11 protein-coding genes are annotated in these 12,368 nt (G+C 64.0%); 7 read left to right on the top strand and 4 right to left on the bottom strand.

The genetic code is table 11. The annotated features are described in order from the left end of the window. Nucleotides 1–47: 47 nt before the first annotated feature. The gene (locus GVL04_RS23525; protein ID WP_235036423.1) at nt 48–1,193 is read left to right on the top strand and encodes a hypothetical protein; all 1,146 of its coding nucleotides are present in this window, start codon (nt 48–50) and stop codon (nt 1,191–1,193) included. A gap of 101 nt (nt 1,194–1,294) precedes the next feature. On the opposite strand, the gene GVL04_RS23520 is transcribed toward GVL04_RS23525, so the two are convergent. Continuing rightward, the gene (locus tag GVL04_RS23520; protein ID WP_159709044.1) at nt 1,295–2,638 is read right to left on the bottom strand and encodes an 8-oxoguanine deaminase; all 1,344 of its coding nucleotides are present in this window, start codon (nt 2,636–2,638) and stop codon (nt 1,295–1,297) included. A gap of 424 nt (nt 2,639–3,062) precedes the next feature. On the opposite strand from GVL04_RS23520, the gene GVL04_RS23515 reads away from it, so the two are divergent. The 5 genes from GVL04_RS23515 to GVL04_RS23495 all read left to right on the top strand — a co-directional run bounded on the left by GVL04_RS23515 (nt 3,063) and on the right by GVL04_RS23495 (nt 10,493). Further along, on the top strand, nt 3,063–3,557 hold the full coding sequence (locus tag GVL04_RS23515; RefSeq protein WP_017200639.1) for a nucleoside deaminase: 495 nt from the start codon (nt 3,063–3,065) through the stop codon (nt 3,555–3,557). Between the two features lie 6 nt (nt 3,558–3,563). Further along, nucleotides 3,564–5,138 (top strand): NCS2 family permease, encoded by a 1,575-nt coding sequence (locus tag GVL04_RS23510; protein ID WP_159709042.1) that lies wholly within the window; start codon nt 3,564–3,566, stop codon nt 5,136–5,138. Nucleotides 5,139–5,483: 345 nt separating this feature from the next. Beyond that, nucleotides 5,484–6,752: an XdhC family protein gene (locus tag GVL04_RS23505; protein WP_159709040.1), complete on the top strand. Its 1,269-nt coding sequence runs from the start codon at nt 5,484–5,486 to the stop codon at nt 6,750–6,752. Beyond that, nucleotides 6,743–7,681 (top strand): xanthine dehydrogenase family protein subunit M, encoded by a 939-nt coding sequence (locus GVL04_RS23500; RefSeq protein WP_159709038.1) that lies wholly within the window; start codon nt 6,743–6,745, stop codon nt 7,679–7,681. The genes GVL04_RS23505 and GVL04_RS23500 overlap by 10 nt, the downstream gene beginning before the upstream one ends. Then, the gene (locus tag GVL04_RS23495; RefSeq protein WP_159709036.1) at nt 7,671–10,493 is read left to right on the top strand and encodes a molybdopterin-dependent oxidoreductase; all 2,823 of its coding nucleotides are present in this window, start codon (nt 7,671–7,673) and stop codon (nt 10,491–10,493) included. The genes GVL04_RS23500 and GVL04_RS23495 overlap by 11 nt, the downstream gene beginning before the upstream one ends. A 48-nt stretch (nt 10,494–10,541) precedes the next feature. Here the strand turns inward: GVL04_RS23495 and GVL04_RS23490 are convergent, their stop codons facing one another. Together GVL04_RS23490 and nboR are read right to left on the bottom strand one after the other, a co-directional pair. Next, entirely contained in the window at nt 10,542–11,024 is a 483-nt protein-coding gene (locus GVL04_RS23490) for a GNAT family N-acetyltransferase (RefSeq protein WP_159709034.1), read from the bottom strand. A 21-nt stretch (nt 11,025–11,045) separates the two neighbouring features. Further along, a complete protein-coding gene (nboR, locus tag GVL04_RS23485; protein ID WP_159709032.1) occupies nt 11,046–11,684 on the bottom strand; it encodes a nicotine blue oxidoreductase in 639 nt (212 codons plus the stop codon). A gap of 159 nt (nt 11,685–11,843) precedes the next feature. Between nboR and GVL04_RS23480 the strand changes: the two genes are divergently transcribed. Further along, a complete protein-coding gene (locus tag GVL04_RS23480) occupies nt 11,844–12,035 on the top strand; it encodes a DUF1508 domain-containing protein (protein ID WP_044569301.1) in 192 nt (63 codons plus the stop codon). An 88-nt stretch (nt 12,036–12,123) separates the two neighbouring features. Here GVL04_RS23480 and GVL04_RS23475 read toward each other — a convergent pair. Beyond that, a partial coding sequence (locus GVL04_RS23475) for a hypothetical protein (RefSeq protein ID WP_159709030.1) occupies nt 12,124–12,368 on the bottom strand: 245 nt, incomplete at its 5' end.

The following is a 12,368-nucleotide window of genomic DNA, read 5'->3' as shown; positions in this document are numbered from 1 at the left end:
TCAGTTGTGTATAAGAGACAGCCCCCGGCACGGGAAGCCTCGCTAACTTGGCCAGGGTTCCGTGGGATGGAGGCCCGGCTTACTGGGCGAAGTTCCCTGGCGCTGCGAGACTCAACAACCCCAACCTGTTCCCGGTCAGCGTGTATTACGGCAAACCCGAGCACGCCGCGCAATTGAAGGACATAGGGGTGAACGTCTATCAGAACGCCGAACACGATGGCTCCACGATGGCGTCCATTACCAATACGGGAATGCTGGTCATTGCCGGCACGGAGTGGTCGCGCACTGAAGTGGGTACCAACCCGGGGGTTGTCGGCTGGGACACGTACGACGAGTGCGACATGCTCGGGCTGGGCTGCAACGGCTCAACGTACGCGCAGAACCTCCAGCAGATGCAAAACAAAGTGGCCCAGATCCGGGGATTCAACGACGGCAGGTTTGCCTTCGCGAACTACTCCAAGGGCATCCTGGGCACCTACTGGGCACCTGGGCTGATGGACGATTTCATGGGCGCCGTTGACGCAGCATCCGTGGATAACTACATGTACGCCCGGGCAGATCTGCAGGACGAGTTGAACCGGACCCCGGCGTGGCCGCAGGGCGCAAAGACGGCCACATCGGCGGCCTATGGCTGGCAGATTGACCAGATGCGGAAGTTCCAGTCGGCACCGGGCATCCATCCGAACTGGATTTTCGTTGAGTCGGCTAAGCCGTTCCTGAACGCCTCCAATGACCGCACCATCACGCCCGAACAGATGGAGGGCGCTATGTGGTCCGGCATCATCCATGAGGCGCGGGGGATCAGTATCTTCCAACACAACAACAATGGCCAGGCAGGATTCGGGACGTATTCATTGGTCCAGGCGCCTGCAGACCGGAAGGCCAAGATCAAGGCCGCACTCGCCGGCATCCAGACCCTCGCGCCAGTCCTCAACACGCAAAGCTATGTGTGGAATGCGGGCGCCACGGGTACTGACACGATGCTCAAAGCCAAGGACGGCAGCGCTTACCTCTTCGCCGGCATCGGTGTGAACGGTACGACCGGTGCGAAGACGTTCACCCTTCCCGCCGGGATCACTGGCTCGCAGGTGGAAGTTGTGGGCGAGGGGCGCAACCTCACCGTCCAGGGCGGCAAGTTCACGGATTCTTTCGCGAACGAGTACACGCACCACGTCTACAAGGTCACGATCTGACGGACTGACGCTTTCGAGATCGCCGGAATAGCGCGAAATCGCCGGAACGTTCCATACGAGGTGGACGCGTTCCGGCGATTTCGGGCAGCGAGGGGCAGAAACTACCCTGCCACCAACTTCCGCGCCGCCGCCGAGTGCTCAGCGATGAGTCCGGCCACGTCCAAGCCCGGAATCGCACCGTCAACCACACGCCACTGACCACCCACCATCACACGGTCGGCACGGTCCGCGCCGCACAGCAACAACGCAGCGACGGGGTCGTGGCTGCCCGAGAAGCGCAGCTCGTCAGGCTTGAACAGGGCCAGGTCCGCCTGGAGCCCGGGTGCCAGCTGCCCAATGTCGGACCGACCCAAAACCGCAGCCGACCCGCGCGTTGCCCAGCCAAGAGCCCGCTCAACGGGAACGGAAGCGCCGTAGCGGAGTCGCTGCAGATACAGCGCCTGCCGTGCCTCGAGAATCATGTTCGAAGCATCGTTCGACGCCGATCCGTCCACTCCGAGTCCCACGGGAACACCCGCTGCTTCAAGTTCCAGGACTCGCGCGGTCCCGGAGGCCAGGCGCATGTTGGAGGTGGGGCAATGCGCGACGGCGGTGCCCGCGGCTCCCAGCCTGGCGATCTCCTCGTCGTTGAAGTGGATGCCGTGGCCCAGCCAGGTCCGGTTGCCCAACCAGCCCACAGACTCCAGATAGTCCACGGTCCGCAGCCCGAACATGGATTGGCAGAAGTCTTCCTCGTCGATCGTTTCGGCAAGGTGGGTGTGAAGTCGGACGTCGAAGCGTTCGGCCATGGCGGCGCTCTCGGCCATGATTTCCTTGGTCACCGAGAAGGGCGAGCAAGGGGCAAGCGCGATCTGCACAACGGCCCCGTCACCGGTTTCGTGGTACTTGCGGATGAGCCGTTCGCTGTCCGCCAGAATCGCCTCAGGCGACTGGACCGTGGTCCTGGGCGGCAGCCCGCCGTCGTCTTCTCCCAAGGTCATGGACCCGCGGGTCAACGTGGCCCGCATCCCCATGGAGCGCACGGCCGCCACCTCAATATCGATGGCGTCTTCCATGCCGTCGGGGAAGAGGTAGTGGTGGTCGGCGGCGGTGGTGCATCCGGACAGCAGCAACTCGGCCAGTGCAACCTGCACGGCAAGCTCAAGGCTGCGGGGGGTCAGCCGCGCCCAGACGGGGTAGAGATTCTGGAGCCACGGGAACAGGGGAGCGTTGGCCACAGGCCCCCACGCGCGGGTGAGGGTTTGGTAGAAGTGGTGGTGCGTGTTGATGAGCCCGGGGAGAATCACGTGCCCGGACGCGTCAAAAACGGTTGCGGGAGAAGTGGGCTGCCCGCCCGAAGGCACAAGCTCCAGAATTTTCCCGTCAGCAACAACCAGGCCACCGCCGGCGTCGAGGTCGTTTGCGGTGAAGATGCCCAGGGGGTTCTTGATCCAAAGTGGGGTCATGACAGGTTCCTTGTCTGGTCGGCGTGTACGCGTTCCAGCTCAGTTAGGCCCTGTCTGCTGATCCAGGTTGCCGGGCCGCCAGAATGCGGCCCAGTCCGAAAAGCGTAGAATGCTCGACGGCGGCAGTCAACGCCCGCGGGGCCCCCATAGTCACATTCGGGCGCCCAGCCCGGCGCGAACCTGCCTCAATAACTAATTTCGCATTACGAAATTAAATTTTCAAAAAACTATGGCGCGGCTCACAAACCCGGTGCTACGCTCTAACTGCCAAAGGCGGGCACCCGGACCTCGGGAAGCTATCTACCAGGCGCAACTTAACCTTCATCGCACATGCTGAAGCCTGGTAACCAAGCTAACTGGAGCTCCTCTCTGTAGCGCCCCCAAACAGGTCACCTGGCTTCCTCAGCACTAAGGAAGTCGCAACATGAGTACAACCGTCACGGCCGAGCAATTCCTGGCCACATCCATTGAGCTGGCAACAGCCAATGTCCTCAACAGTGGTGGCCCCTTCGGCGCCGTCATTGTCACCGCGGACGGACGAGCCTTCGAAGGCGTCAACCGCGTCACCGCCACGAACGATCCCACCGCACACGCAGAAGTCACGGCCATCCGTAACGCCTGCCGCGAACTGGGAACCTTCGATCTGAGCGGTGCAACCCTCTACACCAGTTGCGAGCCATGCCCCATGTGCCTGGCCTCCGCACTCTGGGCACGCGTTGACCGCGTGTTCTTTGCCGCAGACCGCCACGACGCCGCATCCGTCGGCTTCGATGACGCAGTCTTCTACGAGTACTTCGAGAACGACAACCGGGACGCGCTGATGCCGGTAGCCAAGCTGGAACTGGGCGACCCCCAGGCTCCGGCGGCCCTCCAGCCGTTCAACACATGGAACACGCTTGATTCCAGGATTGACTACTAGGGCCCGGTGGCTGACATGACAATCCTGGATAATTCCGCTGAAAAGCAGGCTGCGCTTCTCCCCAACGGGGGAAAAAGCGCAGAGCCCACAGCGGCACAAGCAAAGCACACGGCAACCGGCCTGGCAGATGGCAACAAGAAGCCCCCGGTGTCGAATTCCTTCCTGGATAAGTTCTTCCAGATCTCCAAGCGTGGCTCCACGCTGGCCCGTGAATTCCGCGGCGGCCTGGTCACGTTCTTCACCATGGCGTACATCGTCATCCTGAACCCGCTCATCCTGGGCGGCTTCTCAGCGGATAACGCTCCGGTTGATGTTGCGGGCGGCTGGCTTTCCGCAGCGCAGGTGGGTGCCGTTACGGGCCTCACCGCCGGCGTCATGACCATCGTTTTCGGCCTCGTCGCCAACCTGCCCTTCGGCCTCGCTGCCGGCCTGGGTATCAACTCCTTCCTCGCCGTCGCGGTCATCCAGGAAGTCACGTGGCCCGAAGCCATGGGCCTGGTGGTCATCAACGGCATCCTGATCGTCCTCTTCGGCGCCACCGGCGCCCGGACTGCGATCTTCAAGGCAGTCCCCAAGGAACTCAAGGCCGCCATCTCCGTTGGCATCGGCCTGTTCATTGCCTTCATCGGCTTTGTCGACTCCGGCTTTGTCCGCGCCACCACAGGCGGTCCGCCGGTCCAGTTGGGCAACGACGGTTCCATCACCTCCATCCCCACCCTTGTCTTTATCATCGGACTGCTGACCATGGGCATCCTCGTGGCACGCAAGATCCAGGGCGGCCTGCTGATCGGCATCGTCGCCACCACCGTCCTCGCCGCAGTTGTCGAGGCAGTGTTCCACATCGGTCCCGGCAGCGCCGACAACCCCGGCGGCTGGCACCTCAACGTCCCCATCCTGTCGAGCCAACTGGTTTCCGTCCCGGACCTCAGTTTGGTGGGCCAGTTCGATCTCTTCGGCTCGTTCGCCAGGATCGGCGGATTGGCTGCGACGATGTTGGTCTTCACCTTGGTGTTCACCAACTTCTTCGACGCCATGGGCACCATGACAGGCCTGGCCAAGAGCGCAGGCGTGGCACACAAGGACGGCACGTTCCCCAAGTTGAAGTCGGCCTTCATCGTTGAAGGCATGGGCGCAGTGGTGGGCGGCGCAACGTCCGGTTCGTCCAACACGGTGTACATCGACTCCGCAGCGGGCATCGGCGAAGGCGCCCGGACCGGCCTGGCCTCCGTGGTCACCGGCCTCTTGTTCCTGGGCTCGATGTTCTTCACTCCGCTTACCTCGGTGGTTCCGCTGGAAGTTGCTGCTGCAGCACTGGTAGTGGTGGGCGCAATGATGATGGCGCAGATCCGCGAGATCAAGTTCACCAAGTTCTCCATCGCACTCCCTGCGTTCCTGACCATCGTGACCATGCCGCTGACCTACTCCATCGCCAACGGCATCGGCGTCGGCTTCATCTCCTTCGCGGTGATCAGCGCGGCGTCGGGCAAGGCCAAGAAGGTCCACCCGCTTATGTGGGTGGTCACGGCAGGCTTCATCATTTACTTCGCCCGCGGCCCGATCAACGCCCTGATGGGTGTCTGACCCGGAGCCCCACCCCGTGCCGGCGGGTCATCCGGCACTCCGATCGACGGTCCGTCGGAACCCACCGCACGAATAGGCGTCCGCCGTCGTCGTCCCTTTCAAACAGGCACGACGGCGGGCGGCGGCCCTGATGATTCAGGAACGGGCACCGACGCTCCGTCAGGGAACGGGGGCAGGGAGATGAAGCCCTTGCCCCCGTTCCTATGGACTCTTACCGATTGATCTCTTACTGACTTAGCCGCGACTTCCCCTCAACAACCTCTGGAAATGAGAATATGAGGCAAGATCGCGCACTGCTCCGGCCGGGCCACCCGGCCGGGACACCTGGAATAAGGATGTGTTGCCATGCTGGATCTGATGCCTTCACTGGGCAGCTGGCGGCCTGCGGTCTCTGGCCAACTGTGTGCCGTGGCCACGATCGTGGGGACCGGAGGCTCGGTGCCGCGGCCCATGGGAACCTCCATGATGGTCTCCGAACATGGCGAAGTCCTGGGTAGCTTGTCCGGAGGCTGTGTGGAAGGTGCCGTCGTGGAGGCGGCCCTGGAAGCAATGCGCGACGGCGGCCCGCGCCTGGAGTCGTTCGGCTACAGTGCCGAGGACGCGTTCGCCGTCGGACTCAGCTGTGGAGGGGAGCTGGAAGTCCATATCCAGCCACTGGGCGTTGGGTCGCCTGAGCTTTCCCTCTTCAATGGACAGTCGCTCACCAAGGACCGGGCCCCAGCTGCCATGGCACTTATCCGCAGGCTCGGTGCCGGTGGGGGAGTAGTTGTCGTCAACGATCCTGTGCGTTTCCGCGCCATGGAATCGGAGGAGCTGGCCAAGCTGGTGGGCAACCACCCTGCCACCCTCTTCGCAGCGGCCGCCCAAGTGGAGCCGCTGCTCCAGGGGGGACGTGCCGGGTTGGTCCGGCTCGCGCCGCCGGAGGGCTGCATCGATGGCTGGGTCACCACGGACAGGTGGGCTGCCGAGAGCCAGGAAGAAGATACCCAGCCTGAGCCCATCACCTTGTTTGTTGAAAGCCGCTTGCCGGCCGCGCGGATGCTGATCTTTGGTGCCAACGACTTCGGCGCAGCATTGCTGCCCGCCGGACAACTTCTCGGCTACAACGTCACCCTCTGCGATGCCCGGCCCGCCTTCGCACAGCAGAGCCGCTTCGCCGGAGCCGATCAGGTTGTCACCGACTGGCCGCATCGCTACCTGGAAGCCGAAGCAGCAGCACGACGCATCGACAACCGGACGGTGGTGTGCGTCCTGACCCACGACCCCAAGTTTGATATTCCCCTGCTGGAAACAGCCCTTCGTTTCAACCTGGCCTATGTAGGCGCGATGGGATCACGCCGCAGCCACCGCCAACGGGTTGATGCGCTGCTGGACGCCGGGACGACTCCGGACGCACTCGAACGCCTGCATTCACCGATCGGGTTGAACCTCGGCGCTGTGACTCCTGCAGAAGTAGCGGTCTCCATCACGGCGGAAATCGTGGCGGAACGCGGCGCGGCCGGCTCAGCCAGCACGCCCGGGTTCCCCTCCCTCAAGGACACCACGGGCCCCATTCATCCGGCGCCGATTCACCCAGTACCCCAATCCCTCACTCAGGAGGACCCATGGACATGAACACCATCGAAGCCGTGGTGCCCACCACGGATCCGGCCCTATGGCGGGACGGCGACGCCTGGTTGGCGGGAGGTACCGTCCTCTTCTCCTACGGAAGTACGGTTCTCAAGCGTCTCCTCGATCTCGGAGAAGCCAACTGGCCCGCCATCACCGTGACTGGGGAAGGAATTGAACTCGCGGCCACGTGCACCGTCGCCGAACTTTACGCCCTTCCGCAGACCGCCGAGGCAGCAAGCCACGAATGGCCTGCCCTTGCACTGATTCGCCCGTGTTGCGACTCGTTCGTGGCCTCGTTCAAGATCTGGAACATGTCCACGGTGGGCGGCAACGTGTGCACCGGTTTGCCGGCCGGGCCCATGACATCGTTGTGCGCCGGACTCGACGGAGTCGGGACCATCCTCAGCCCGGACGGCACCAGCCGCACCGTCCCCGTGGCCGACTTTGTGATCGGAGATATGCAGACCGTCCTGGCGCCGGGGGAGTTGCTGCGCAGCATCCACCTGCCGGCGCAGGCCCTTTCAGCCCGTGTCGCCTTCCGGCGGCTGTCGCTGAGCAACCTCGGCCGCTCCGGCGTCCTGCTGATTGGCCGGCTCGACCCCGACGGCGGTTTGGTCATCACCGTGACCGCATCCACCAAAAGGCCCGTGCAGCTACGGTTCCCCGCCGGGCAGGTTCCCGACGCCGGGACGCTGGCTGACGCCGTCGGCGATTCCATTCCCTGGTCGCTGTACCACGACGACATCCACGGGCTGCCGGCCTGGCGCCGCGATATGACGTTCAAGCTGGCCGAGGAGATCCGGGCAGAGCTGCTGGGCGAGTCGATGACCGTGTCCGGAGATTTCTGGCCGCCACACAGCACCTCGCCCCAGCCGTCCACTCAGCCCGCACCAGCAAACACCCAGCAGAAGGAGGCCCCGAATGGCAATTGAGATTAACGGAGCTGCCTCGCAGGCCACACCCCGCCCCGGGCAATGCCTCCGCACGTTCCTCCGCGAAGAGGGCAACTTCGGCGTCAAGAAAGGCTGCGACGGCGGCGACTGTGGAGCCTGCACCGTCCACGTCGACGGCACGCCCGTCCACAGCTGCATCTACCCGGCCGTACGTGCCGAGGGCAAAGCCGTCACCACCATCGAAGGGCTCTCCAAAGATGGGGAACTCCACGCTGTGCAGGAACAGTTCAGCGCGGGCCAGGGCTTCCAGTGCGGGTTCTGCACCGCCGGAATGATGATGACTGCTGCCACGTTCGACGACGAGCAACGCGCCAACCTTCCCCGCAACCTCAAGGGCAACCTCTGCCGCTGCACCGGTTACCGCTCCATCGCCGACGCCGTCTGCGGCCATGGCGGCGATCACCAGCACGACGCCGGAGCTGACGTTTCCGGGGCACAGTCGCCTGCCGCTGCGGGAACCCCAGCCGTGAAAGCCACTCCCGGCCAGCTCGGCGACAACGTACCCGCCCTCGCCAGCAACGCCGTGGTGACCGGAACTGCCAGGTACACCTTGGATGTTCCAGCGGACCAGCTCCCTGGTTTGTTGCATTTGAAGCTGCTGCGTTCGCCGCACGCGCATGCCCGGATCGTGTCCATCGACAAGGCTCCGGCATTGGCCGTACCGGGCGTCGTTGCCGTGTTCACGCACGAAGATGCACCGCAGCAGCTGTTCTCCACAGCCCAGCACGAGAACTTCACCGATGACCCCGACGACACCCGCGTGCTGGACGACGTGGTCCGTTTCATCGGGCAGCGGGTTGCGGCCGTCGTGGCCGAATCCGTGGGGGCCGCTGAGGCGGGTGCCCGCGCGCTGGCTGTTCAGTACGAACTCCTGGAACCGGTGTTCACTCCCCAGGAAGCCATCCTTCCGGGCGCCCCCGCGATTCACGGTGAGAAGGACGGTGAAGCGTCCAGGATCTCCAGGCCGCACCACAACGTGGTGGCCGAGGTACATGCCGAGTTGGGCAGTGTGGCAGATGGTTTCGCGGCCGCCGACTTCATCCACGAGCACACCTACCAGACCCAACGTGTGCAGCACGTGGCCATGGAAACGCACGCCTCCATTGCCTGGCTCGACGAGGATGGCCGGCTGATTGTCCGGTCCTCCACCCAGGTTCCGTTCCTGGTGAAGCGGACACTGAGCCGGTTGTTCAATCTGCCGCCGGAGACCGTCCGCGTGATGGCAGGCCGCGTTGGCGGCGGTTTCGGTGGCAAACAGGAAGTCCTCACCGAGGACCTCGTGGCCTTGGCCGCGCTGAAACTTCGCCGCCCGGTGCAGCTCGAGTTCACCCGTACCGAGCAGTTCACTGCGACCACCACGCGCCACCCTTTCACCATTCATCTCAAGGCGGGTGCCAACCGGGACGGGTACCTCACAGCGCTGCAGCTGGACGTCCTCACCAACACCGGTGCCTACGGCAACCACGCCCCCGGGGTAATGTTCCACGGCTGCGGCGAATCCTTGGCCGTGTATAAGTGCGTCAACAAGAAGGTGGACGCACACGCCGTCTACACCAACACCGTTCCCGCCGGCGCCTTCCGCGGCTATGGACTGAGCCAGATGATCTTCGCGATTGAGTCTGCCATCGACGAGCTTGCTGTAGGGATTGGCATGGATCCCTTGGAGTTCCGGCTCAAGAACATGGTCCGGCCCGGTGACCACATGCTGTCCACTACGCCGGAGCCCGAGGAAGACGTCCACTACGGCAGTTACGGACTGGACCAGTGTGTTGCCTTGGTGCGCGATGCCCTGGAGCGCGGCAAGGAGCGCTACCGTGCTGCCGGGCTCGATGACCTTGGCCCTGAATGGGTCGTCGGCGAGGGCTCGGCCCTGTCCATGATCGACACCGTCCCACCGCGCGGCCACTTCGCCCACACCCGGGTGAGCCTGGAAGCGGACGGAAAGTTCGCCGTCGACGTCGGTACAGCGGAATTCGGGAACGGCACCACCACTGTGCATGCGCAGCTGGCTGCCACGGCACTGGCGACAGCAGCTTCCAAGGTGACCGTTCGCCAGTCCGATACCGACCTCCTGGAGCACGACACCGGCGCGTTCGGTTCGGCCGGAACCGTGGTGGCCGGCAAAGCGACCCTCGGCGCGGCGCTGGAGCTCGCCACCCGGATCCAAACAGTCGCCGCTTCGCTGACGGGAGCCGCCTTGGCCGACTGCCGTTTGGTGGATGGAGCCGTTGAGTGCGGAAATCGCACGGTAACGCTGGCCGAAATTGTCGACGCCGCCAGGCTGCAAGGCGTTCGGCTCGCCACCGATGGCAACTGGGGAGGAACGCCGCGCTCCGTGGCATTCAATGTCCACGGGTTCCGCGTCGCCGTGAATACGGGAACCGGAGAGTTGAGGATCCTGCAGAGTGTCCAGGCCGCCGACGCCGGTGTGGTGGTCAACCCGCGGCAGTGCCGTGGGCAGATCGAAGGTGGCATTGCGCAGGCGCTCGGTGCGGCGCTGTACGAGGAAGTGAAAGTGGACGACGCCGGACGCGTCACCACGGACATCTTGCGCCAGTACCACATTCCGTCATTTGCGGACGTACCTAGGAGCGAGGTCTACTTCGCCACCACCAACGACTCCACTGGCCCGCTGGGCGCCAAGTCGATGAGCGAGAGCCCGTTCAACCCGGTGGCTCCCGCGCTGGCCAACGCCATCCGCAACGCTACAGGGATCCGCTTCGGTGAGCTGCCCATCGCGCGGGACAAGATCTACCTGGCCCTCCGCGACAGGACCCTGATCCCCAACTGAGTAACAGCAAACGTCGGTATGAGCCCTCAGTGCGACGTTTGCTGTTACTCAGTTGGGGGAGACGGCGTTGGGGGAGATGGCGAGCTCCATGAACACGCTGTTCGGGTCCAGGGTGTAGTCGGCAAATGGCGGGCACTCGGTGAAGCCGTGCCGCGCATACAGGCGGCGGGCGGGAGCGAAGTAGTCCTCGGTCCCTGTTTCCAGGCTCACGCGTTCGTAGCCCAGCCGCGCTGCCTCGGCCACGATGTGCTCCAGCAGCAGCGTTGCCACGCCACGTCCGCGGGCGTTGGCCGTGGTGCGCATGGACTTGATCTCGGCCTGCCCGGCGGAGAGCATCTTCAACGCACCGCATCCCAACAAAACCCCGTCCTCGCGGGCTGTCCAGAACGTGATCGACTCGTGCGACAACGCCGAGTGGTCCAAGGCATGCACGCTCTCGGCAGGCGACGTGGCGAACATGTCGGCCAAGTGTTCGCTGAGGAGCTGGTGGACGTCGGGGCGTGCGGGATCGTCAAGATCGATGCGGATCATGGACCCTAATTTACCGCGCTGCTACCCGTCCAGAAGATGCAGCTGATCCTTCGTGTCCAGGTCCTCGCCCGAGCAGAGGTCGCTGCAATCCACCAGGTCCACCAGGCCCGGATGCGCCTTGAGGAACGAACGCGCGCCCGTGTCGCCATTGGCCGCTTCCGCGGCTTGTTGGCGGAGCCCGACGTCGAAAATCACCGGGTGCCGGCGCTTCAGGTGGCCTGACTCGTCAGGGTAGGCGGCTGCGGTGACCCGACCGGGACGGTGGCTGCCCAGCAGCCTGCTCACCGCCGTCGGGGTCAAACCGGGTTGGTCCACCAGCGCAACCATGATGCTGTTGCCGGGTGTGGCGGAGTCGATGCCGGCGCGGAATGACCCCGCCATGCCCTTGGCCCACTTTTCGTTCTCGACCACCACATGTGTGCCCAGATCCGTGACGCTTCGAACGTGGTCGGCTTCTGCTCCGAGAACCACCACGACCTCGCGGCAGCCGCCGTCGAACAGGGTATCGGCCAACACTTCCACCAGCGTGCGCCCACGGAAGGGGAGCAGTGCCTTGGGGCCACGGCCCAGGCGCGTGCCGGCGCCCGCAGCGAGCAGCACGCCCGTAACAGGGGCCATGCCGGAGTCAGTCATATCCTCACGATACGCGCGGGGTTCCATGCGGTCTGTAGCTCCTCGGATGCTTTCAAAGAGATCTACCGATATCGGTTGTAAATTACCGATCAGTAGGGCTTTTGGTGGTCTGAAATGGCCATTAGGGTCGGGGGGAGAGTTATGAAGTCAGCTCAGTACGCAGCGACGCGTGAGGGACAGGGGAAAATGGCCGGTAGTTTCGAGATTCTCAAAGCAGGTACCAACTCATTCCGATTCCGGCTCACAGCCGAGGACGGAACGGTAGTGGCAGTGTCGCCACAGTTCCCGAATTTGAAGGCCGTGGTGGCCGGTATCAACGCGGTCCGCGAGAACGCGGCAACAGGCTTCGTCGTCGACAGGCGGAACCTGGGCACCTAGTGCACGCGTTCCGCGAAACCCGGCAAAACGACAGTTGGCGGCAGTGTTCTTCACGAACACTGCCGCCAACTGTCGTTTGTGCGGGTTGTTAGGCGTCGCCGCCTGCGCCGCCGGTGGTGCCGGCGTTCACGTCGAGCAGCTTGTAGCGGTCAATCGCGTACGACGGCGCGCCCTCCTCGACTTCGCCCCTCGCCGCCAGCAACTGCAGGGTTTTGGCGACGATGGAGTGGGTGTCGTTTTTGAAGTAGCGGCGGGCGGCTTGGCGGGTGTCGGAGAAGCCGAAGCCGTCTGCTCCGAGGGAGGCGAAGTCGTTGGGGATGAATTGGCGGATTT

This window comes from Arthrobacter sp. 18067 (assembly GCF_902706295.1).
Classification (GTDB): domain Bacteria; phylum Actinomycetota; class Actinomycetes; order Actinomycetales; family Micrococcaceae; genus Arthrobacter.
Note: the sequence above shows the minus strand (reverse complement) of the source record. Positions and strands in the feature narration are given on the sequence as shown.

Excerpts from the sequence above, each read along its gene's own strand:
- GVL04_RS23520 (WP_159709044.1), bottom strand. The coding sequence starts at position 2,638 with ATGACCCCACTTTGGATCAAGAACCCCCTGGGCATCTTCACCGCAAAC.
- GVL04_RS23515 (WP_017200639.1), top strand. The coding sequence starts at position 3,063 with ATGAGTACAACCGTCACGGCCGAGCAATTCCTGGCCACATCCATTGAG.
- GVL04_RS23505 (WP_159709040.1), top strand. The coding sequence starts at position 5,484 with ATGCTGGATCTGATGCCTTCACTGGGCAGCTGGCGGCCTGCGGTCTCT.
- GVL04_RS23500 (WP_159709038.1), top strand. The coding sequence starts at position 6,743 with ATGGACATGAACACCATCGAAGCCGTGGTGCCCACCACGGATCCGGCC.
- GVL04_RS23495 (WP_159709036.1), top strand. The coding sequence starts at position 7,671 with ATGGCAATTGAGATTAACGGAGCTGCCTCGCAGGCCACACCCCGCCCC.
- GVL04_RS23490 (WP_159709034.1), bottom strand. The coding sequence starts at position 11,024 with ATGATCCGCATCGATCTTGACGATCCCGCACGCCCCGACGTCCACCAG.
- nboR (WP_159709032.1), bottom strand. The coding sequence starts at position 11,684 with ATGGAACCCCGCGCGTATCGTGAGGATATGACTGACTCCGGCATGGCC.
- GVL04_RS23480 (WP_044569301.1), top strand. The coding sequence starts at position 11,844 with ATGGCCGGTAGTTTCGAGATTCTCAAAGCAGGTACCAACTCATTCCGA.